The organism is Streptomyces sp. WAC 04229 (assembly GCF_003947455.1).
GTDB lineage: Bacteria > Actinomycetota > Actinomycetes > Streptomycetales > Streptomycetaceae > Streptomyces.
In genome coordinates this window covers 53,561-75,601 of the sequence record NZ_QHJH01000012.1, presented here as the reverse complement: position 1 = coordinate 75,601, position 22,041 = coordinate 53,561, and the positions used below count along the sequence as shown (strand labels likewise).

Annotated in this window: 16 protein-coding genes; 9 read left to right on the top strand and 7 right to left on the bottom strand. The window is 74.8% G+C overall.

Annotated features, from left to right (window positions below; genetic code table 11):
• The first annotated feature begins 163 nt into the window (after positions 1 to 163).
• The 4 genes from DMH12_RS05885 to DMH12_RS05870 are packed head-to-tail and all read left to right on the top strand — an operon-like array spanning position 164 to position 6,005.
• Positions 164 to 1,249 (top strand): S-(hydroxymethyl)mycothiol dehydrogenase, encoded by a 1,086-nt coding sequence (locus DMH12_RS05885; protein WP_125490476.1) that lies wholly within the window; start codon positions 164 to 166, stop codon positions 1,247 to 1,249.
• Complete coding sequence (locus tag DMH12_RS05880) at positions 1,246 to 3,699, top strand: FAD-dependent oxidoreductase (RefSeq protein ID WP_125490475.1); 2,454 nt, start codon at positions 1,246 to 1,248, stop codon at positions 3,697 to 3,699. The genes DMH12_RS05885 and DMH12_RS05880 overlap by 4 nt, the downstream gene beginning before the upstream one ends.
• A gap of 18 nt (positions 3,700 to 3,717) precedes the next feature.
• Positions 3,718 to 4,887 (top strand): N-methyl-L-tryptophan oxidase, encoded by a 1,170-nt coding sequence (gene solA / locus DMH12_RS05875; RefSeq protein ID WP_125490474.1) that lies wholly within the window; start codon positions 3,718 to 3,720, stop codon positions 4,885 to 4,887.
• Positions 4,884 to 6,005: an aromatic ring-hydroxylating dioxygenase subunit alpha gene (locus DMH12_RS05870; RefSeq protein ID WP_125490473.1), complete on the top strand. Its 1,122-nt coding sequence runs from the start codon at positions 4,884 to 4,886 to the stop codon at positions 6,003 to 6,005. Before solA ends, DMH12_RS05870 begins: the two co-directional genes overlap by 4 nt.
• On the opposite strand, the gene DMH12_RS05865 is transcribed toward DMH12_RS05870, so the two are convergent.
• The 4 genes from DMH12_RS05865 to DMH12_RS05850 form a co-directional block, all read right to left on the bottom strand.
• Positions 5,994 to 10,658, bottom strand: a complete 4,665-nt coding sequence (locus DMH12_RS05865; RefSeq protein ID WP_125490472.1) for a hypothetical protein — start codon at positions 10,656 to 10,658, stop codon at positions 5,994 to 5,996. The genes DMH12_RS05870 and DMH12_RS05865 overlap by 12 nt on opposite strands.
• 58 nt (positions 10,659 to 10,716) lie before the next feature.
• Entirely contained in the window at positions 10,717 to 11,598 is an 882-nt protein-coding gene (locus DMH12_RS05860; RefSeq protein WP_125490471.1) for a hypothetical protein, read from the bottom strand.
• 103 nt (positions 11,599 to 11,701) lie between these two features.
• Complete coding sequence (locus tag DMH12_RS05855; RefSeq protein WP_125490470.1) at positions 11,702 to 13,228, bottom strand: hypothetical protein; 1,527 nt, start codon at positions 13,226 to 13,228, stop codon at positions 11,702 to 11,704.
• Positions 13,229 to 13,375: 147 nt separating this feature from the next.
• Positions 13,376 to 14,071, bottom strand: coding sequence for a GntR family transcriptional regulator (locus tag DMH12_RS05850; RefSeq protein WP_125490469.1), 696 nt, complete (start codon positions 14,069 to 14,071; stop codon positions 13,376 to 13,378).
• Between the two features lie 119 nt (positions 14,072 to 14,190).
• Between DMH12_RS05850 and DMH12_RS05845 the strand changes: the two genes are divergently transcribed.
• The 5 genes from DMH12_RS05845 to DMH12_RS05825 are packed head-to-tail and all read left to right on the top strand — an operon-like array spanning position 14,191 to position 18,642.
• On the top strand, positions 14,191 to 15,510 hold the full coding sequence (locus DMH12_RS05845) for an MFS transporter (RefSeq protein ID WP_125490468.1): 1,320 nt from the start codon (positions 14,191 to 14,193) through the stop codon (positions 15,508 to 15,510).
• On the top strand, positions 15,507 to 16,340 hold the full coding sequence (locus DMH12_RS05840) for a putative hydro-lyase (RefSeq protein WP_125490467.1): 834 nt from the start codon (positions 15,507 to 15,509) through the stop codon (positions 16,338 to 16,340). Before DMH12_RS05845 ends, DMH12_RS05840 begins: the two co-directional genes overlap by 4 nt.
• Before the next feature lie 45 nt (positions 16,341 to 16,385).
• Positions 16,386 to 17,144 carry a LamB/YcsF family protein gene (locus tag DMH12_RS05835; protein ID WP_125490466.1) on the top strand — a complete coding sequence of 253 codons (759 nt, stop codon included), beginning with the start codon at positions 16,386 to 16,388 and terminating at the stop codon, positions 17,142 to 17,144.
• Complete coding sequence (locus tag DMH12_RS05830; RefSeq protein WP_125490465.1) at positions 17,141 to 17,776, top strand: allophanate hydrolase subunit 1; 636 nt, start codon at positions 17,141 to 17,143, stop codon at positions 17,774 to 17,776. Before DMH12_RS05835 ends, DMH12_RS05830 begins: the two co-directional genes overlap by 4 nt.
• Positions 17,773 to 18,642 (top strand): biotin-dependent carboxyltransferase family protein, encoded by an 870-nt coding sequence (locus DMH12_RS05825; protein ID WP_125490464.1) that lies wholly within the window; start codon positions 17,773 to 17,775, stop codon positions 18,640 to 18,642. The genes DMH12_RS05830 and DMH12_RS05825 overlap by 4 nt, the downstream gene beginning before the upstream one ends.
• 74 nt (positions 18,643 to 18,716) lie before the next feature.
• On the opposite strand, the gene DMH12_RS05820 is transcribed toward DMH12_RS05825, so the two are convergent.
• From DMH12_RS05820 to DMH12_RS05810, 3 genes are read right to left on the bottom strand one after another with little or no spacing between them, the layout of a single operon-like run.
• Positions 18,717 to 19,595 (bottom strand): SGNH/GDSL hydrolase family protein, encoded by an 879-nt coding sequence (locus DMH12_RS05820; protein WP_125490463.1) that lies wholly within the window; start codon positions 19,593 to 19,595, stop codon positions 18,717 to 18,719.
• Entirely contained in the window at positions 19,592 to 20,749 is a 1,158-nt protein-coding gene (locus DMH12_RS05815) for a glycosyltransferase (RefSeq protein ID WP_125490462.1), read from the bottom strand. Before DMH12_RS05815 ends, DMH12_RS05820 begins: the two co-directional genes overlap by 4 nt.
• Entirely contained in the window at positions 20,746 to 21,873 is a 1,128-nt protein-coding gene (locus tag DMH12_RS05810; RefSeq protein WP_125490461.1) for a glycosyltransferase family 1 protein, read from the bottom strand. The genes DMH12_RS05815 and DMH12_RS05810 overlap by 4 nt, the downstream gene beginning before the upstream one ends.
• Between the last annotated feature and the right edge of the window lie 168 nt (positions 21,874 to 22,041).

Genomic DNA, 22,041 nt, shown 5'->3' with positions numbered 1-22,041 from the left:
TTCCGCGCCGTCCCGTGTCCGGTGTGTTGCGCACCTCGCGCCCGCCGCCGGCTCGTTTTGCCAAGGGTTAACCCGTACCCCTTGACGGCCCCTCGACGGCGTTCCCACTATGTTTCTCATCGCGCAACCCATCGTGCAAGGCGCAACAGCAGAGGAGCTTCTCGTGTCACACGAGGTCCGTGCCGTAGTCGCTGTGAAGAGGGGCGCACCCGTCGAGGTGCGGACGATCGTCGTCCCGGATCCCGGACCCGGCGAGGTTCTGGTCGCGGTGCAGGCCTGCGGGGTCTGTCACACGGATCTGCACTACCGGGAGGGCGCGATCGCCGACGACTTCCCATTCCTGCTGGGCCATGAGGCGGCCGGCACCGTCGAGGCCGTCGGCGAGGGCGTCACCGACCTCGCGCCGGGCGACTACGTGGTGCTGGCGTGGCGGGCGCCCTGCGGTGGCTGCCGGTCCTGCCGCCGCGGCCGCCCCTGGTACTGCTTCGACTCGCGCAACGCCGCCCGTGCGATGACCCTGATGGACGGCACCCCGCTGGCCCCCGCCCTCGGCATCGGCGCCTTCGCCGAGAAGACGCTGGTCGCCGCGGGCCAGGCCGTGAAGGTCGATCCGGCCGCCCGGCCCGAGGCGGCCGGTCTCGTCGGCTGCGGGGTGATGGCCGGCTATGGCGCCGCCGTCAACACCGGCGGCGTCGGCCGCGGCGACTCGGTCGCCGTGATCGGCTGCGGCGGCGTGGGCGACGCGGCGATCGCCGGGGCCGCCCTGAACGGCGCCATGAAGATCATCGCGGTCGACGTGGACGGCCGGAAACTGGACCGGGCGGAACGGTTCGGCGCAACGCACACCGTCGACTCCCGCGGCACGGACCCGGTCGAGGCGGTCCGCGCCCTCACCGACGGCCACGGCGTGGACATCGCGATCGACGCCGTGGGCCACCCGGAGACGTTCCGCCAGGCCTTCTACATGCGTGACCACGCCGGAGTGCTGGTTCAGGTCGGCGTACCCACACCGGAGACGACGGTCGAACTGCCGCTCATCGACGTGTTCTCGCGCGGCGGTGCGATCAAGTCGTCCTGGTACGGCGACTGTCTGCCGAGCCGCGACTTCCCGTTCCTGATCGACCAGTACCTGTACGGGCTGCTCGACCTGGGGGCCTTCGTGTCGGAGACGACGACGCTGGACCGGGTCGAGGAGGCGTTCGGCAGGATGCGACGCGGCGAGGTGCTGCGCTCGGTGGTGGTCCTGTGAGCGCCCACGGCCTGCGGCCCCCGCCCCGCGTGGTGGTCGTCGGCGCGGGCGTCGTCGGCTGCTCCCTCGCGGACGAACTGACCGCGCGCGGCTGGACCGACGTCACCGTCCTCGAACAGGGCCCGCTGCCCGCGCCCGGCGGCTCCACCTCGCACGCGCCGGGCCTCGTCTTCCGGACCAGTCCGTCGCGCATCCTGACGGCGTTCGCGCGGTACACCGTCGAGAAGTTCACGTCCCTCACGTGGGACGGCGCCCCGTGCTTCCAGCGGGTCGGCGGCCTGGAGCTGGCCACCACGCCGGAGCGCCTCGCCGACCTGCACCGCAGGGCCGGATACGCCGCCTCCTGGGGCGTGACCGGCGAGATCGTCGACGCCGCACGCTGCAAGGAACTCTGGCCGCTGCTCGACGAGTCGGTGGTCCTCGGCGGGTTCCACACCCCGGGGGACGGGCTGGCCCGCGCCGTGCCCGCCTGCCGCGCCCAGCTGGACCGCGCCACCGCGCGGGGCGCCCGTTTCCTGGAACGGCACACGGTCACCGGCATCGAGCGGCAGGACGGCCGGGTCACGGGCGTCGTCACCGACCGCGGCACCTTCCCCGCCGACCACGTCGTGTCCGCCGCCGGATTCTGGGGACCGGTCGTCGGCCGCATGGCCGGCGTCGACGTACCCCTGCAACCGCTGGCCCACCAGTACGCGAGGACGGCTCCGCTGCCCGAGCTGAGCGGCGCCACCGAGGAGGCGTCGAAGCCGATCCTCCGCTTCCAGGACCGCGACCTGTACTTCCGTGAGCACGGCGACCGCCTCGGCATCGGCTCCTACGCCCACCGGCCGCTGCCCGTCGACCCGTTCGCCGTGCCCGGCTACGACGAGTCACGCGCCCGGCACATGGACATGCCGTCGTCGTACCCCTTCACCCCGGAGGACTGGGCGCCGAGCTGGGAGGACTGCCGCCGGCTGATGCCCGCCCTGCGCGACTCGGACGTCGAGTCGGGCTTCAACGGCGTCTTCTCCTTCACCCCGGACGGCATGCCGGTCCTCGGCGAGTCCCGTGCCCTGCGGGGCTTCTGGCTCGCGGAGGCGGTGTGGGTCACCCACTCGGCCGGTGTCGCCAGGGCCGTCGCCGAGTGGATGGTGGAGGGACGGCCGTCGCTCGACGTCCACGAGTGCGACCTCACGCGCTTCGAGGAGGCGCAGCGGTCACCGGCGTACGTCCGCGAACGCGGCGCGCAGCAGTTCACCGAGGTGTACGACGTGATCCACCCGCTCCAGCCGGTGGAGCGGCCGCGTCCGCTCAGGGTCAGCCCGTTCCACGCACGGCAGCGGGAGCTCGGCGCGTACTTCCTGGAGGCCGGCGGCTGGGAACGCCCGCACTGGTACGAGGCCAACGCCGGGCTCGCCCCGGACGCGCGCCTTCCCGACCGCGACGCATGGTCGGCCCGGCACTGGTCTCCGATCGCGGCCGCGGAGGCGCGGGCCACCCGCGAGCGGGTCGCCCTGTACGACATGACGCCGCTGCGCCGCCTGGAGGTCACCGGGCCGGGAGCCCTCGCCTTCCTGGACCGCATGACCAGCAACAACCTGCGCAAGAAGCCCGGCGCGGTCACCTACACCCTCCTCCTCGACGAATCCGGAGGCATCCGCTCCGACCTCACCGTCGCCCGCCTCGCCCCCGACCGCTTCCAGGTCGGCGCCAACTCCCCCGCCGACCTCGACCACCTGCTGCGCCACGCGCCCGACGACCTGCACATCAGGGACATCACCTCCGGCACCTGCTGCGTCGGCGTCTGGGGCCCGCTCGCCCGCGACCTGGTCCAGCCGCTGACGCCGGACGATTTCTCGCACGAGGCGTTCGGCTACTTCCGCGCCCGGGAGACGTACATCGGCCACGTCCCGGTGACCGCGATGCGCCTGAGCTACGTCGGTGAACTGGGCTGGGAGCTGTACACCACCGCCGACCTGGGCCTGCGGCTCTGGGACACGCTGTGGGAGGCCGGCCGGGACCTCGGCGTGATCGCCGCCGGACGCTCGGCCTTCAACTCCCTGCGCCTGGAGAAGGGATACCGGGCCTGGGGCACGGACATGACCGCCGAGGACAACCCGTTCGAGGCCGGTGTCGGCTTCGCGGTCCGCATGGACAAGGCGGACTTCGTCGGCCGGGCCGCGCTGGCCCGCTCGGGCGAGCCTGGCCGACGCCTGACGCCGCTGCTCCTCGACGACCCTGCGGCCGTGCTCCTCGGCAAGGAGCCGGTCCACGTGGGCGGCGCGCCCGCCGGGTACGTGACCAGCGCCTCGTACGGCTACACACTCGGCCGCTGCGTCGCTTACGCCTGGCTCCCCGCCGGCCTGGCCGCCGGGACCGGTGTGCACGTGGAGTACTTCGGCGAGAAGGTGCCCGCCACGGTCGCCGAGGAGCCGCTGTTCGACCCGAGGATGACCCGCATCCGCCGCTAGGACGCCAGGAGGCCCTTCTTGTCCCCCACCTACGACGTGATCGTCATCGGCCTCGGCGGCATGGGCAGCGCCGCCGCCCACCACCTGTCCGCGCGGGGGGCCCGCGTGCTGGGCCTGGAGCGGTTCGGCCCCGTGCACAACCGGGGCTCCAGCCACGGTGGTTCCCGGATCACCCGGCAGTCGTATTTCGAGGATCCGGCGTACGTTCCCCTGCTGCTGCGCGCCTACGAGCTGTACGCCGACCTGGAGCGGGCCACCGGCCGGGACATCGCCCTGCTGTGCGGGGGCGTGATGGTGGGCCGGCCCGACTCATGGACCGTGTCCGGCTCGCTGCGGTCGGCCCGCGAGTGGGACCTGCCGCACGAGATGCTCGACGCGCGGGAGATCCGCCGCCGGTTTCCGACGCTCGCCCCGCGGGACGACGAGGTCGCCCTGTACGAGGCCAAGGCCGGCCTGCTGCGCCCCGAGAACACGGTCGCCGCCCATCTCCAGCTCGCCACCCGCCAGGGCGCCGACCTGCACTTCGAGGAACCCGTGACGCGCTGGGAGCCGTACCGGGACGGCGTCCGTGTGCACACCGGCGAGAACACCTACACCGCCGCCCGGTTGGTGATCTGCCCGGGCGCCTGGGCGCCCCGGCTGCTCGCCGACCTCGGGGTGCCGTTCACGGTGGAGCGGCAGGTCATGTACTGGTTCCAGCCCCGGAACGGCATCGGCCCCTTCCTCCCGGCCAACCAGCCGATCTACGTCTGGGAGGACGCGGCCGGCGTCCAGGTGTACGGCTTCCCCGCCATCGACGGTCCGGACCACGGCGCCAAGGTCGCCTTCTTCCGCAAGGGGCAGGTCACCACCCCGGAGGCCGTCGACCGGACCGTGCACGACCACGAGGTCCGGGCCATGGCGGACCACATGTCCGGCCGTCTCCCCGATCTGCCCGGCACCTTCCTCAAGGCCGCCACCTGCATGTACACCACCACAGCGGACGAGCACTTCGTCATCGCCCGCCATCCCGCGCATCGCGATTCGGTCACCGTGGCCTGCGGATTCTCCGGGCACGGCTTCAAGTTCGTGCCCGTCGTCGGCGAGATCCTCGCCGACCTGGCCCTGACCGGCGACACCGCGCACCCGATCGGTCTCTTCGACCCCGCTCGCCTCACCGCCGCGCCCGCCCGAGGAGCCAGCACGTGACGACGACCCCCCTGTCCCCCAGCCTCATCGCGACCCTGCCCGGCCGCTACTACACCGACCCGGAGATCTTCCGTCAGGAACAGCGGCAGGTCTTCGAGTCGCTGTGGTTCTGCGCCGTCCGCGGCGCCGACCTGGAACGGCCCGGCGCCTTCCGCACCGTGCAGGTCGGGTCCGAGAGCGTCGTCGTCACCCGCACCCGCACGGGCGCGCTGCGCGCCTTCCTCAACATCTGCCGCCACCGGGGCGCCCGGCTGTGCCTGGAGGAGTCGGGCGAGGTGCGGCGCAGCCTCCAGTGCCCGTACCACGCCTGGACGTACGACCTCGACGGACGGCTGGTCGCCGCGCCCGGTCTGACGAAGATGCCGGACGTCGACCGCGCCGCGTACGGCCTGGCCGAGGTCGCCCTGCGCGAATGGCTCGGCTACGCCTGGGTGTGCCTGGCCGACGAGCCGCCCTCCTTCGAGGAGACGGTGCGCGGTGCCGTCGTCGAACGGCTCGGCGACCCTGCGGCCATCGAGCGCTACGGGACGGAGCGGCTGGCCCTCGGCCGACGCGTCCGGTACGACGTGCGGGCCAACTGGAAGCTGATCGTCGAGAACTTCATGGAGTGCTACCACTGCGCCACGATCCACCCCGAACTCACCGAGGTGCTGCCCGAGTTCGCGGACGGCTACGCGGCCCAGTACTACGTGGGCCACGGCGCCGAGTTCGGCGAGGAGGTCAAGGGCTTCACGGTCGACGGCGGTGAGGGCTTCGACCGGCTGCCCGAGGTGGCGGAGAGCCAGGACCGCCGCTACTACGCCGTCACCGTCAGGCCGACGGTCTTCGTCAACCTCGTACCGGACCACGTGATCCTGCACCGCATGTTCCCGCTCGCCGAGGACCGCACGGTCGTGGAGTGCGACTGGCTGTACGCCCCCGACGTGGTGGCGTCGGGGGCGGACCTGTCCCGGTCGGTGGAACTGTTCCACCGGGTGAACACGCAGGACTTCGAGGCGTGCGAGCGGACCCAGCCCGCGATGTCGTCCCGCGCCTACCGCGGGGGCGGCGTGCTGGTGCCGACCGAGCACCACATCGGGCTCTTCCACCAGTGGCTGCGGGAGCGGCTAGGAGGCTGACGGCGCGGGGCGCTTGAACATCCGGGTCGCCGTGATCTCGCTGTGCACCGCCTCCCCCTCCCCCTCGGCGGCCGGGGCCGGCTGGGGCAGGCCGGGCCGCAGGTGCTCCTCGACGCTGATGTACTTCAGGCCGGCCCGGAGGTCGGCGTCGTTGCGCAGCCGGATGACCAGCGGGAACTCGGCGAGCGCGGTCGTGTCGAACAGGCCGGTGGTGTACAGCAGCTGGACGCCGAGCGCGTCGGACACGGCCCGCTGCAGCTCCAGCAGGTAGGTGGCGTTGGCGCGCCCGATGGGGTTGTCGAGGAACAGGGTCCCGGCGTGGCGGTGCCGGTCGCGGCCCCGGTCGTTGCTGCGCAGCGCGGCCATCGTGCAGTACAGGGCGATGGCCGCGGTGAGCAGCTGGCCGCCGGAGAAGACGTCGCCCATCTGGCCGACGGGGACGCGCTCGGCGCGCAGCACGGCGTCGGGCTTGAGGATCTCGACGGCGACGCCCTTGGGAGCCAGGGCGGCGGCGACGCCCCGCAGCAGCAGGGACATGCCGTCGCGGCGCAGGTCGGAGTTCTTCTTCACGGCGGCCCGGGTGGCGTCGTCGACCACCTCGCCGAGCCGCTCGGTGAGGGTGGCCTGGTCGGGTTCCTCGAAGCGGATGCGCAGGAACTCCTGCCCGGACCACTCCCCCAGTCCTTCCGGCAGCCGGGAGAGGCGCTGTGCGGAGCGGAGGGTGGCGAGGGCCGACTCGACCAGGCCGCGCAGCCGGTCCACGATCGAGTCGCGGTTGCGCTCCAGCTGCGCGAGTTCGTCGGTGAGGACGCGGAGCCGGGGCGCGAAGGCGTCCGCCCACTTGGCCGCGTGCTCGGGCAGCGTGGCGGCGGGCAGCTCGCGGATCTGCTGCCGCGCGGGGGTGCGGACCTGCTCGTAGCGGGTGGAGTTGGCGTGCCGGACCAGGACGTCGCTCGCCTCGCGGACCCCGGCCTCGGCGGCGGACAGGTCGGCGGCGCAGCCGCGCAGCGACCGACGGGCCTCACCGGCCGACTGGCGGGCCTCCTCCAGACCGCCCGGATACGGCTCGGGCTCTTCCTGCTCCTCGTCGGCCGCGTGCTCGCGCAGCAGGTCGCGGAGCATCGCGGCGATCTCGTCGAAGCCGCCGGCGGCGTCCTCGGCGGCGCGGTGCGTGTCGAGCAGCCCGGCGTGGGCGTCGCGGGCCTGGGTGAGCGCCTCGGTGTGGGAGGCGAGTTCGGCGGTGGCCGTGCGCAGCAGGGTCTGCGCGTGGTCGGCGTCGCGAGGGAGGAGTTCCTCGGGCAGCTCGGTGTGGGCGTCGCCCTCCTCGGGCGCGTGCCGTTCGGCCTCGCCGCGCAGGCGGCCGAGCTGTTCGCTGGCGCTCGACATGCGGGTCTCCAGGAGCTGCACCAGCTCCTCGGCGCGGGCGGCGGCGGCCTGCCGGGACGGTCCGTCGGAGCCGTCGGGCGACTCCAGGAGCTGTCCGGCGCGGGTGCGTACCTTGTTGCTGAGCCGGTCCAGGTCCCCGCGCGCGGCGCTCTCGTCGCTCTCGGCGCGGGCCTGTTCGGCGCGCAGGTCGGCACCGACGCCGACCTTCTCGTACACCTGGGACGCGGCGCGGTAGGCCTCGCGCAGGTCCGGCAGGGACGCCTTCGGCACGTCCGTGCCGTCGCCCGGCGTGTCCGGTCCGTCCTCGGTCACGTCGTCGGGGGCACCGGCGATCTCAGAGCGCTCGGCGCGCAGCGCGCGGGCGGTGCGGCGGGCGTCGTCGGCGGCGCGCTGGGCGGCGCGGCGGTCCTCGTCGGCAGCGCGGGCCCGGTCCAGGCAGGCCTGGGCGCGGGCCTCGGCCTCGGCGCCCTCGTCGGCCAGTTCCCGCAGGCGGACCTGCCAGCCAGCCCGTTCGCGCAGCCGGAAGGCGAGCCCGGCGAGGGCGTCGGCGGCGCGGCGGGCCTTCTGCGCCGCCTCCTGCCGCTCGTCCCGCAGGTGCACGGCCTCGGCGGCGGCCTCGTCCGCCTCGGTCCGCGCGGTGCGCGCCTCGGTCAGTTCGGCCTCGGCCTCGTCGGCGAAGGCCCGCGCCTCCTCGGCGGTCCGGGCGAGTTCGGTGAGGCGTCCGGCGGGGCAGCCGGTGCGCCAGGAGGCGAGCCGAGCGGCCAGCTCGCGGTCCTTGCCGAGCCGGGCGGCGAGGGTGCGGATCTCCTCGTCCCGCCGGGTCGCCCGCGCGCGCAGCGCGTGCCGTTCCTCGTCGGCCGCGTGCTCGTCGTGCATCGCGGGGTTCGGCGGTACGAGGAAGACGTCCCCGGCGTCGGAGTCGGGGGCCGGCGTGGGGGCGAGCAGGGCGGCGGCGGTGCCGACGGCGACGGCCGAGCGCGGGAGGAGTGCCGCGTCGCCGAGGACGTCGCGCGCGCGGGTGTGCGAGTCGGGGTCGGTGATGATGACGCCGTCGACCAGTTCGGGCCGGGCGGCCAGCACGCGCGCGTGGTCGGCGGGGTCGACGGCCTGCGCGAGGTAGCGCCAGCCGGGCAGGGCGGGGATGCCGTGCTCGCCCAGGAACTCCACGGTGGCCAGCACGTCGGGGCCGGGCGGCAGCAGTCCGCCGTCGCCGAGCGCGCCGAGGATGCGGGAGTCGTCGGCGGCGGCGGTGCGCAGGTCGAACAACTGGCGTTCGGCGGAGGAGACGGTGTCGTCGAGCAGCTCGCGCAGTTCGTCGGCGAAGCGGTCGAGTTCCTGGGGCGTGAGGGCGCCGTCGGCCCGCGCGGGCGCGGGGTCGTGGTCCGCGTCGTGGCGGGGCTGCGGGATGCCGGGGCGGGTGCCGGCTGCGAGGCCGAGCAGTTCCGCGAGGCGTTCCTCGACGGCCAGTGCCCCGGCCGTGCGGCGCTCGGCCTCGTGGGCGCGTTCGGCCGCGGTGGCGGCGTCGGCCGCGCGGGCGGCCGTCAGTTCGGCGCGGCTCTCGGCCAAGGCCGCCTCGCGGGCCTGCTCCGTGGCCCGGCGTGCCGACTCACGGGCGGTGTCCCAGGCCGCGACGGTGCTCTTCTCGGCGTCGCTGGCGGCGAGGGCCGCGCGGGCGGGGTCGGCGTCGGGCGCGCTGTCGTCGAGCCAGCCGGCCCGGACCGCTTCGGTGGTCTCCTGCTCGACCTCGGTGAGGCGCTGGCGCAGATGGCCCACCTCGCTGCGGGCGCGCTGTGCCTCGGTGGCGGCGGTGGTGGAGTCGCGGTGCGCCGCGTCGCTGACCTCCTGGAGGGCGGCGGACCGCTCCTCCTCCTCGTTGGCGTGGCCCTCGGCCCGGCCGGCCGCCGCGTGCAGGGCGCGGACGAGGTCGACGGCGGCCTTGGCGCGGGCGGCGAGCGCGGGGGCCGCGTCCCGCTCGGCCTCCTGGATGGCGGCGGACACGCGGGCGACGCGGTCGGCGGCGGCGCGGTGGCGCAGTACGGCCTCGGCGGCCTGCCAGGCGGAGTGCAGGGTGCGCGCGTCGGCGAGTTCGCGCTTCTGGGCGGCGGCGGACTTCTCGGCGCCGGTCAGGGCGAGCGACGCGTGCCGGTAGGCGAGTTCGGCGGCGATGAGGGCGCTGCGGTCGCGGGCCGACTCGGCGTGGGTGACGGCGCGGGCGGCGGCGGTGACCCGCTGGGCGAGGTCCGCGGCCCTGACCCGCTCCTGGGCGCCGCGCGCGGTGAGCCGCCGGGCGAGGGTCCTGGTCCGGCGTTCGGCCGCGGTGTGGATGTCGCGCGCGCGGGTGCGGACCTCGGCGGCCTCGACGATGCGGCCGAGCAGCTCGACGGACCCGGCGGTGAAGTCGCGTTCGGCGATCAGCTCGGCGCGTCGGCCCAGCTTGTTGCCGAAGCCGCTCACCAGGTCGGCGAGTCCGTCGGTGTCACGGGTGTCGGTGACCGCGCGCAGCAGCAGGTCGGTGAAGTCGGCGTCCTTCTTGACGGCGAAGAGGCCGGCGGCCTCGCCCTCGTCGGCGTTCATCTCGCGCTGGTAGCGGAAGAGTTCGGGGTCGAGGCCGAGGTCGCCGAGGTGCTCGATCCAGCGGTCGTGGATCTCCTCCCAGTGCACCTCCAGGTGCGGGTAGGTCTTGGCGGCCTCGGTGAGGGCGTCGCGGAAACCCTTCATGGTGCGCCGCCTGCCCCGGGCGCCGGAGACGCCCTCCACGGGCGGGCGTACGGCGGTGGCCTCGGCGACGGGCAGGTTGTCCAGGGTCAGTCCGGGACCGGGCCGGAAGGAGTACCAGGCCTCGGCGAACTTGCGGGGGTCGTTGGAGACCTGGCGCCCGCGCCACTCGCTGGCCTTGCCGACGACGACGCACTCGCCGCTCTGCACGTGCTGCCACTCCAGCGCGACGTGTCCGCAGTCGTCGGCGAGCAGGAACTTGCGCAGGACGCCCGAGCTGGCGCCGCCCAGGGTGTTGCGGTGGCCCGGCAGCATCACCGAGAAGATCAGCTTGAGCAGGACGGACTTGCCGCCGCCGTTCTCCAGGAACAGCACCCCCGCGGGGGCGGGGCGGCGCGGCGGGCCGACCGGCTCCTCCTCGAAGAACTCCGCCTGCGTGGGCGCGGGGTCGGGCACGGGCTCGCCCACACCGCGCAGGTCAAGCACGGTGTCGGCGTAGCGCGCACCGGCGGGTCCGATGGAGTAGAGGCGGACCCGGGACAGCTCGTACATGGCGGACTCTCGTAAGTCTTCGGAACGTCGGGGAGGTGGGGCGGCGCTGGGCGCGGGGTCAGGGCGAGTGGAACGGCAGCCCTGCGTCGGCCACCAGCTCCAGGTCTTCCGTCTCCTCGGCGGGCAGCAGCGTCGCCGTGCCGTCGGTGACCGGGACGACGCCCAGGTCAAGCAGCTCGGCCATGGCGGCGCTGCCCGCCATGTCGCGCACCTGGAGCTGGTACCGCGCGGTCGTGCGGTAGGTACCGCCGCTGTCGTCGCCGGTGCGCTGGAGGAAGCCGGACTCGGTGAGGAACGCGGCGGCCTTGCCGACGATGCCGGTGGTGGAGCCGGGGAGCCTGCGGGCGTCCTTGGTGGCGCCGGTGGAGCTGCGTCTGGCCCAGATCCGCCAGGCGGCCTCCAGGCCGGGGGCGTCGGTGGCCGGGTCGGTGTTCTCGCCCTGCTCGTCGGCGCGCTCCTCCAGCCGGCGGCAGGCCTGGCGGACGAAGGCGTCCACGCCGTTGACCGTGACGCGGCCGATGTAGCCGTCGTCCGCGAGGTCCTCGGGGCGCGGGTAGGCCATGGCGGCGAGCGCGAGGTGGGCGAGGCCGTGCAGGAAGCGGTCGCCGGAGTCGGTGGCGGCGCGGCGCGCGTAGTCGCCCATGCGGACGGCGAACACCGAGTCCTCGGCGGCGGTGACGGCCATCCCCGCGCGCGGGGAGACTTCCAGCACGATCAGTCCGAGGCCTGCCGCGACGGCGTCGGCGAGACGCGCGAAGGGCGGGTCCTCGCGGTACCGGCGCAGCAGGTCGGCGTACTCCTGGTCGCGGGCGGGCAGCAGCTTGGGCTGGAGGCCGAAGGAGACGAGCCGCGCCGCGTCGGCGGCGTCGGCGGGCGTGACGGCCGCGGTGGCCGGCGCGGCACCCGCCTCCGGTTCGCTCCGGTCGACGTGCTCGGTCACGGTCGGTTCTCCTTGCTGTGCCGGCGCTCGTCGCCGTGCCGGCACTCGTGTTGTTCGGATGGTCGGGGCGTGTGGCGGTGACGGGTGTGGCGGTGGGTGACGGTCATGCCGCCTCCGTGCGGGCGGCGGCCATGCCCGCCGCGTCCAGCAGCGCGGTGCCGACGATGAGGTCGGCGCCGCCGAACTCGTGGTCGTCCAGCTCGGTGCCGTCGTCCACGGCGAACAGCAGCTTCGGCTCGCCCTGCCGGTAGGCGGTGCCGACCGGCGGGCTGGCCGCGTGCACGGCCAGCAGGGCGACGAGGTAGGGCAGTTCGGGGTCCTGGGCGCGGGCGTCGGCCAGCAGTCCCGACAGCCGGCGCGGGGCGTCGTGCGGGAGGTCGAGCAGCTCCATGGCGGCCGCGAGCTGTTCCTCGCTGAAGCGGCTGTCGTCCGGGGTGGCGATCAGGTCGGGTTCCGGCATCTCGGCGCCCAGGTGTTCCCGCTCCACCGGCGGGGTCAGGAGTATGTCGACGAGGTCGCCGATCCGGACGGAGACGGGCGTGCGCAGTCCGGTGCCGCGGGCGAAGAAGGCGTCGGTGACGCGCAGCGCCCGCTCCAGGGGCAACGGCAGGACGGGGGCGACCAGATGGCCGTAGAGATCGAGGCCGGAGGTGGTCAGGGGCGTGGCGAAGGCCTGCCGGTCCTGCTCGGCACGGAAGAGGGGGCCGGCCTCCAGGAGGCGGGACTGGAGCTGGGTGTGGCGCCGGATGCAGTCCTTGACGATGTCGACCAGCTCGGCCGCGCGGCGCTTGTGCTCGTGGTCCTCGGACTCGTCACGGGCCTTGCGGATGTTGGTGAGGATCGCGTTTTCGTGGCGGTACCGGTCGGCGACGTGGTCCAGGGCCTCGGCGATCATGTCGGGGACGGCGCTCAGCCAGTCCACCGCGCGCACGTTGCGCCGGGTGGCGTCCAGGGCGCGGCGGAGGGTCTCGGAGTACTGCACGGTCCGGTACCGGGCCTGCTCGGCGGCGAGCTGGGCGTCGGCGAGGCGGCCCCGGCTGATCAGCACCTCCAGCTTGACCTCGGCGGCGATCTGGGCGCTGGTGACGTCGGTGTCCAGGGCGCCGACCAAGACGTTGACCGCCTCGTCCGTGGTGCGCAGGTAGACGGTGCCGCCGGGGCCGGGGACCTCCTCCAGGAGCTTGAAGTCGTAGTCCCGGCGGACGTAGGTGCCGTCCGGTCCGAAGGTGCCGTAGACCGCGCGGAAGCCGCGGTCGACGCTGCCGACGTTGATCAGGTTCTCCAGGACCCAGCGGGCCACCCGCTCGTGCTCGGCGGCGGGGCGGCGCGGGGCCTGGGCGGCGACGCGCGGGATCAGCCTGGCCACTATCTGGTCGTGGTCGGCGCCGGTGTCGAAGTCCATGTTCAGCGTGACGAGGTCGATGGCGGCGAGGGCGACCTCGGCCATGCCGTACACCGAGTACTCGCCGGCGAGGTTGGCCTTGCGGGCGTCCAGGTCGTGCAGCGGCGCCGTGCAGGCGAGCGCGCGCAGCCGCCGCGCCAGTCCCTCGTCGGCGGCCGGGCCCGGGGCGGGGCGCGGCCCCGCGCTGAGCTGGGGCGGAACGCTGTCCGTCGGTGCAGGCGAAGTCACGGTGCACAGACTAGGTCCTCGGTCTGACATCGACCCAAACGACGCAGATGCGCCCCGGCACGGCGGGCCGCCGGCCGCGGGGAGCAGCGGGGGGCGTGGCCGGAGCGGCGGGGACCAGGGCCGCAGCCGGGGCGGCGGTCACCGGACCTAGGTGTCGTCCCCGACCCGCCGCAGGTAGACCTCCACGACGCGCTTGAGGGAGTTGTCGAGGTAGACCGCGAGCAGGCGCTCCGCCGTCTCGCGCTCGCCGTTCTCCAGGGCCGTCAGGAGCTCCGCGTTCCGTGCGATGTACGGCTCGTGCAGGCGCCGTGGGTCGTCCACGACGTGGAAGGCGAGGCGGAGTTCGGCGAAGACGCTGCGCATCAGCTCGTCGGTGCGTTCGCTGCCGGCGAGGGCGACCAGTTCGCGGTGGAAGTGGATGTTGGCCGTACCGACGGCTTTCCAGTCACCTTCGCGGGCCGACCGGCGCCCGTCCTCGACGGCCTCGGCGAGCCCTTCGAGTGCGTAGGGGGGCTCGCCGAGGCCGCGTACGACGGCGCACTCGACGAGGGAGCGGGTGCGGTAGATGTCCTCGACGTCCTCGACGGTCAGGACCCGGACGAAGACGCCCCGGTTCAGCTCGTGGACGAGCAGGCGTTCGTGGGTGAGCAGCCGGAACGACTCGCGCAGGGTGTTGCGGGAGACGCCGAGCGCGCCGCCGATGCTGTCCTCGGACAGGCGGGTGCCGGGCGGGAAGTAGCCCTCGGCGATCCGGCTCCTGAGGATGTCCGAGACCCGCTCGGCGGTGCTGGTCCGGCCCAGGAGGGCGCGGTCGTCGGCCAGTCCCGTCAACTGCTCTGCCATGCCCGGAATTCAATCGCAGATACCAGAACGAAACAACAGGGGTATTGAGGGATCGTTGAACGATCCCCTACGGTGCCAGGAAGTGCACGCACCCTCCGTCCTCCCCCTGCGAGGTGCCCATGAGCACAACCCCTCCCCCACGGGCCCTGTCCACCGAGGCACGTCCCGGCACGGATGAACACACCACGGACGACGGCCCGTTCGGCTGGCTGCGCGCCCTCGGCCCGCGGGGCCGCCGCGCCTTCGGCGGCGCGTTCGGCGGGTACGCCCTCGACTCCTACGACTACTTCACCCTGCCGCTCACCATGGTGGCGCTGGCCGCGTACTTCGGCCTGGACAGCGGCCAGACCGGCCTGCTCACGACGGTCACCCTGGTCGTCTCGGCGATCGGCGGCGCCCTCGCGGGCGTCCTGGCGGACCGCGTCGGCCGGGTCAGGGCACTGCTGCTCACCGTGATCACCTACGCCGTGTTCACGGTGGCCTGCGGTTTCGCCCCCAACTACGAGACGCTGCTGGTCTTCCGCGCCCTCCAGGGGCTCGGCTTCGGCGGTGAGTGGGCGGTCGGCGCGATCCTGGTGGCCGAGTACGCGAGTGCCAGGCACCGGGGCCGCACCCTCGGCGCGATCCAGAGCTCCTGGGCCGTGGGCTGGGGGCTCGCGGTGGTCGTGTACACGCTGGTGTTCTCACTGGTCGGCGACGATCTGGCCTGGCGTGTCATGTTCTGGACGGGTGCGCTGCCGGCGCTGCTCGTGGTCTGGGTCAGGCGCAGCGTCCACGACGCGCCGAAGGCCACCGAGATCCGGGAGCAGGGCGCGAGCAAGGGCTCCTTCGCGGCGATCTTCAGGCCCGGTACGGCGGGCGCGCCCGGACTGCTGCGCGTCACGCTCTTCGCCAGCCTGCTCTCCACCGGCGTCCAGGGCGGCTACTACACCCTCGCCACCTGGGTGCCGACCTATCTGAAGGACGAACGGGACCTGTCGGTCGTCGGCACCGGCGGCTATCTGACCTTCCTCATCTCGGGCGCCTTCATCGGCTACCTCACCGGCGGCTGGCTCACCGACGTGCTGGGCCGCAAACGCAACATCTGGCTGTTCGCCCTGCTGTCGGCGGTCTGCATCCTGGCGTACGCCAGGATCCCCGACGGCGCCAACACCCTGCTCCTGGTGCTCGGTTTCCCGCTGGGCTTCTGCATGTCGGCCATCTTCAGCGGCTTCGGCTCCTACCTGAGCGAGCTGTACCCGACGGCGGCACGCGGCGCGGGCCAGGGCTTCACGTACAACACCGGACGCGCCGTGGGCGCCGTCTTCCCGACCACGGTCGGCTTCCTGGCCGACAGCTGGGGTGTGGGCGGCGCGCTGGTCTTCGGTGCCATCGGCTACGGCATCGCGGCGCTGGCCCTGCTGTGGCTGCCGGAGACGCGCGGGAAGGAACTGGCGTGAAGCACTCACCGCACGTGGCCGAGGACCGGCCGCTCGCCCTCGTCGAACGGCACGCGCACGCGTGGAGCCCGAAAACCGCCCGCTCCCTCTTCCGGGAGGGGCTGGCCGGCCCCACGGCCGGGGTCGCGGCGGGCCACACCCAGGCCAACCTGATCTCGGTGCCCGCCGACTGGGCCTACGACATGCTGCTGTTCTGCACCCGCAACCCGCAGCCCTGCCCGGTGCTCGACGTCACCGACGCCGGGTCCTGGACCACCGTGCTCGCCGACGGCGCGGACCTGCGCACCGATCTGCCCCGCTACCGGGTGTGGCGGGACGGCGAGCTGGTGGAGGAGCCGACGGACGTGCGGGCGCACTGGCGGGACGATCTGGTGACGTTCCTGATCGGGTGCAGCTTCACCTTCGAGTGGGCTCTGTCCTCGGCCGGCGTCCCGATCCGGCACGTCGAGCAGGGTCGCAACGTCCCGATGTACGTCACCACGCGTCAGTGCCGTCCGGCGGGGCGGCTGCACGGCCCGATGGTGGTGTCGATGCGCCCCGTGCCGCCCGCGCACCTGTCGGCGGCGATCCACGAGACCAGCCTGCTCCCGGCGGTGCACGGCAGCCCGGTGCACTGCGGCGACCCGTCGGCGCTCGGCATCGAGGACCTGGCCCGGCCGGACTTCGGCGACGCGGTGGACGCCGAGCCGGACGACATCCCGGTGTTCTGGGCCTGCGGGGTGACCCCACAGGCGGCCGTCATGGCCTCGCGGCCGCCCTTCGCCGTGACCCACGCACCGGGGCAGATGTTCCTCACCGACGCGCGCGACGAGCAGTACCGCGTCGCCTGATCCCGGGCGCCCCCGCGGGTGTCCGAGAGCGGAGACACTGGAGACATGACCTCGATCGACCTCAACGCCGACCTCGGCGAGGGCTTCGGCCGCTGGCGGCTCACCGACGACGAGGGCCTGCTCTCCGTCGTGACGAGTGCCAACGTCGCGTGCGGCTTCCACGCCGGCGACCCGGCCACCATGCGGCGGGTGTGCGAGCTGGCGGCCGAGCGGGGCGTGACGGTCGGCGCCCAGGTCTCCTACCGGGACCTGGCCGGATTCGGACGGCGCGCCATGGACGTGCCGCCCGCCGAGCTGGCGGCCGAGGTGGCCTACCAGATCGGCGCCCTGGAAGTGTTCGCCCGCGCGGCGGGCACGCGCGTGGCGTACGTCAAACCGCACGGCGCCCTCTACAACCGGGTGGTCCGGGACGAGGAGCAGGCGGCGGCGGTCGTCGACGGCGTACTCCTGGCAGGCGGCGCGCTGCCCGTCCTCGGGCTGCCCGGCTCGCGTGTCCTGGAGCGGGCCGCGGAGGCCGGCCTGCCCGCAGTACCGGAGGCCTTCGCGGACCGGGCGTACACCGACCAGGCCACGCTGGTGCCGCGTGGGCAGGAGGGCGCGGTCGTCACCGAACCCGACTCCGTCGTGGCCCGCTCCGTGGAGCTGGCCCGCTCCGGCAGGGTCACCGCCCGGTCGGGAGCGGTCGTGACGGTCCGCGCGCGCTCCCTGTGCGTGCACGGCGACACTCCCGGCGCGGTGGACCTGGCCCGCCGGGTACGGGAGCGGCTGGAGGCGTCGGGCGTCCGGGTGGAGGCCTTCGCGTGAACGTCCTGCCGGTCGGCGACGACGCCCTGCTGGTCGAGGTCTCCTCGGGCGAGGAGGCGGAGGCGCTCCGCGCGGAGCTGCTGCGGCGCCGCGCGGAGGGCACGCTGGCCGCGCGGGAGGTCGTCCCGGCGGCCCGCACCGTCCTGCTCGACGGCGTCGCCGACCGGGCTCGGCTCGCGGCCGAACTGACCGCCGCCGAGGTTCCGCCCGCTCCCCCGCGCGCGGGGCACGTGGTCGAGATCCCGGTCCGCTACGACGGCCCGGACCTGGCCGACGTGGGCGCGCACTGGGGAGTGGCGCCGCGGGAGGTGGCCCGCATCCACGCGGACACCGAGTTCCGGGTCGCCTTCTGCGGGTTCGCGCCCGGCTTCGGCTATCTGACCGGCCTCCCCGCGCGGTACGACGTGCCGCGCCGGGACACTCCGCGCACGGCCGTCCCGGCCGGTTCGGTGGCGCTGGCCGGTCCTTACACGGGCGTGTACCCGCGCTCGTCGCCGGGCGGCTGGCAGTTGATCGGCACCACGGACGCCGTGCTGTGGGACCACACGCGTGTGCCCGCGGCGCTGCTGTCGCCCGGCACGCGCGTCCGCTTCGTCGCCGAAGGGCCCCGGGAACGGCAGGGCCGCTCATGACGGACCGTGCGCTCGCCGTCGTCCGGGCCGGGGCCCTCACCACCGTGCAGGACCGGGGCCGCCCCGGTCACGCGCACCTCGGCGTCCCCCGTTCCGGGGCGCTCGACGCGCCCGCGGCCGCGCTGGTCAACCGTCTGGCCGGCAATCCGCCCGAGGCGGCCGTCCTGGAGACCACCCTCACCGGCTGCGCCCTGCGCCCCCGGTGCGCGGTGACCGTGGCGGTCGGTGGCGCGCCCTGCCCGGTGACGGTGGACGGGAGGCCGGTCTCCTGGGGCGCGCCGGTCGGTGTGCCGGCGGGCGCGCTGCTCGACGTGGGGGCGGCCGGCTCCGGCGTCCGCTCCTATGTGGCCGTCTCGGGCGGCGTCCTGGCCGAGCAGGTGCTCGGCAGCCGCTCCACCGACCTGCTGTCCGGCCTGGGACCGCCGCCCCTCTCCGACGGCATGGTGCTCGCCCTGGGGCGGCCGCGCGGGCGGCACGCGTGCGTGGACGTCGCCCCGCAGCCGGCGCCGCCGGCGGAGCTGATCCTGCGGGTGACGCCGGGCCCGCGCGCGGACTGGTTCACGCCCGGGGCGGTACGGACGTTCACCTCGCGCGCGTACCGGGTGTCGGCCGCGAGCAACCGCATCGGACTGCGCGTGGAGGGACCACCGCTGGAGCGTGCCCGCGCGGGCGAACTGCCCAGCGAGGGCATGGTGCTCGGCGCGGTCCAGGTGCCGCCGGACGGCCGGCCCGTGGTGTTCCTGGCCGACCATCCGACGACCGGTGGCTATCCGGTGATCGGCGTCGTCCGCTCCCACGACCTTCCGGCGGCGGCCCAGGCGGTACCGGGGACGCCGGTGCGGTTCGTGGCGGTACGCGAGCGCTGACGCGCGCACGGGGAGGACGTCCGGTGCCGGACGTCCTCCCCGTCGCCTTCCGGTGCGGCTCCCGGGCACAGGCGTCATGGACAGCGGCTGGACATGCACCGTGGCATCTCCGCCTCCCTTCCGCCGTTCGACGCGAGCGCCGCGAGGGCGGCGGTGACAGCCGCGGAGGTGCCGAGATCGAGCCGGGCGCTCGTCCCGCGCGCGTGGTGGCGCAGTTCACCGGCGGCCAGCGTCAGCAGTTGGGGCAGCAGGTCGGTGCAGCGCCGCGCCACCCAGCCGGTGCCCGCGGTGGCCAGCCACCACAGGCTCGCCGCCCGGGTGGGGGCGGCGAACTCGGCGTCGGGCGAGGGCGCGGGACCGGTGGCGGCGCCGCGCTCGGCGAGCAGCGCGTGGAAGCGCAGGGCCAGCTGGCGGTGGCCCCGCTCGCCGGGATGCAGCCGGTCCACGCTCCACATCGAGCGGTCCGCCGTCCAGCCGCCCTCGCACGCGTGCAGGTGCACGGCCCCGTACCGGTCGGACAGGGCGTGCACCACGGCGTTGACCGCCCGTTGCCGCCGTGCCAGTGGACGGGCGAGCGCGTCCGGCAGCCCGAGCATCGTCCCGGGGTCCGGCAGACACGCCGTGAGCAGCAGCGCGCCGCGCCCGGTGCAGGCGGCGTACACGGTGTCGAGGCGGGCGGCGACCGCCCCGAGGTCGAAGGTGCGGCGCAGGGTGTCGTTGACGCCGACGACGACGGACACGAGATCGGGGCGCAGGGCGAGGCAGGCCGGCAGCTGCCGCTCGGCCACGTCGACGGTCTGCGCGCCGCTGCGGGCGAGGTTGGTGAAGAGGACGGGCTGCTCGGCGAGTCCGGTGGCGAGCAGCGCGGCCCAGCCCCGCCACCCGTGCCCCACCGGGTCGCCCACGCCCTCGGTCAGCGAGTCGCCGAGGGCCACGAAGCGCAGGCCTCTCATGTCACGGTCTCCGGCAGCGCGGGGCGCGTGGGGACGGCCGCGTCGTGCGCGGCGAGGAACGCCTCGACCGCCGTGTCCCAGCCGAAGCACTCGGCACGCGCGCGTGCCGTCCCGCGGCGGTCCGCCTCCCGGCGTCCGAGCAGCGACTCCGCGGCGTCCGCGAAGGCCTCCCCGTGGTCGGCGGCGACGGCCCCGGCGGAGCCGATCACCTCGGGCAGCGCCGACGACGCGCTCGCGACCACGGGCGTGCCGCAGGCCAGCGCCTCCAGCGCGGCGAGCCCGAAGGTCTCGGCCGGTCCGGGAGCCAGGCACAGGTCGGCCGACGCCTGGAGCGCGCCCAGCAGTCCGGGGTCGGCGACGTGACCGAGGAAGGTCACCGGCAGCCCGCGCTCCCGTGCCCGTTGTGCGAGCCGCGCCCGCAGCGGTCCGTCACCGGCCACCACCAGCACCGCCCGGACGCCGCGCCGCCGGAGCGCGTCGAGGGCGTCGAGGGCGGTGCCGGGCCGCTTCTCGACGGACAGCCGGGAGCACGCCGCCAGCAGGACCTCGTCCCCGCGCGCGAAACGGGCCCGCAGACCCGGGTCGCGCAGCGAGGGGTGCCGCCCGGCCAGGTCTACGCCCAGTGGGGCCCGTACGACGTTGCGGGCGCCGACGCGGACGAACTCCCGCTCGGCGAACTCGGTGGTGCACACCACGCGCGCGTAGGTGTGCGCCGTACGGATGTTGAGCGCGTCGGCGGCGCGCCGGGCGGCCGGCTCGGGCAGGCCCCAGGTGCGCAGCACGCCGTCGGTGGTCTCGTGGGAGACCATCACGGCGGGGACCCTGGCGCGCCGGGCCCACCGGCCGGTCCAGCGCAGCGTGGTGCGGTCGGACACCTCCAGGCGGTCGGGGGCCAGGTCCGCCAGGAGCGCGCTCACGCGCCGCCTGTCGGTCAGGACGCGGTAGCCGCCGGTGCCGGGCAGGAGCGGCCCGGGGAGGGTGATCACCCGGCCCTGCTCGGTCTCCCGGTCGTCGGCGTGCTCGCCCGGGACGACGAGGACGGGGTCGTGTCCCGCCGCCCGGTATCCCCGGCCCAGCTCGCGCAGCGCGGTGCGCAGGCCGCCCGAGGCGGGTGCGACGAAGTTGGCGAGCCGGACGATCCGCAGCGCGTTCATGCCGCCAGCACCGCCTTCCGCGAGGCCAGCACGTCCCTGTAGTGCCCGATGAGGCGGTCGCCGACGGCCGCCCACGTGCGGCCCTCGACCTTCGCCCGGCCGGCCGCCCCGTACGCGGCCCGCAGTACGGGGTCCGCGGACAGCGACCACACCGCGTCCCGTACGGCGGCGGCGTCGCGCGGCGGCACCAGCAGGCCGGTGCTGCCGTGGGCCACCAGATCGAGCGGGCCGCCGGCCGCCGGGGCGACGACGGGCACCCCGCTGGCCATGGCCTCCTGGACGGTCTGGCAGAACGTCTCGAAGGGGCCGGTGTGCACGAAGACGTCCAGGGAGGCGAAGACCCTGGCCAGCTCCTCGCCGGTGCGGCGGCCGAGGAAGACGGCACCGGGCAACGCCTGTTCCAGGCGCGACCGGCTGGGCCCGTCCCCGACGACCACCACGCGCACGCCCTCCAGGGCGCAGACACCGGACAGCAGCTCCACATGCTTCTCGGGGGCGAGGCGGCCCACGTAGCCGACGATCAGCTCGCCGCCGGGGGCGAGCCCGCGGCGCAGTTCCTCGTCGCGACGGTCGGGCCGGAAGCGGACGGTGTCCACACCGCGCGGCCACAGGCCGACCCGGGGCACGCCGTGCGCCCTCAGGTCGCGCAGGGCGGCGCCGGAGGGGGCGAGGGTGAGGTCGGCGGAGGCGTGCACGGAGCGGATGCGGCGCCAGGCAGCCGCCTCGCCCGCTCCCATGTAGGTGCGGGCGTAGCCGGCGAGGTCGGTCTGGTAGACGGCCACGGCGGGCACGCCGAGGCGGGCGGCGGCGGCCATGCCCCGGACGCCGAGGACGAAGGGGCCGGCCAGGTGGACGACGTCCGCGCGGTGTTCGGCGATGGCTGCGGCCACGCGCCGGCTGGGCAGGGCGACGCGGACCTGGGGGTAGCCGGGGAGCGGGAGGGAGGGGACGCGGACCAGCGGGCACGGAGCGGAGGCGTCCGCCGCGTGCCCGGCGGCGGTGGCCGGTGCGACGACGACGCATGCGTGACCGCGGTCGACGAGGTGCCGGGCGGTCTGCAGCGCACAGTGGGCGACGCCGTTCACATCGGGGGGAAAGGATTCGGTCACGATGACGACACGCATACCGGTGTTGTCGCCGGACTGGACGTGCCCGCGTCAACGTCGATCTTTCCGGCCGGGAAACGTCCCATGAGCGTTGCCCGTGCACCCGGGCGGGTCGGCCGACGGCCATGTCCGGCGGCCCCGCGCGCCATCCGTCGTTCACCCGGGGACGGCGGCACCGGGCCGGGC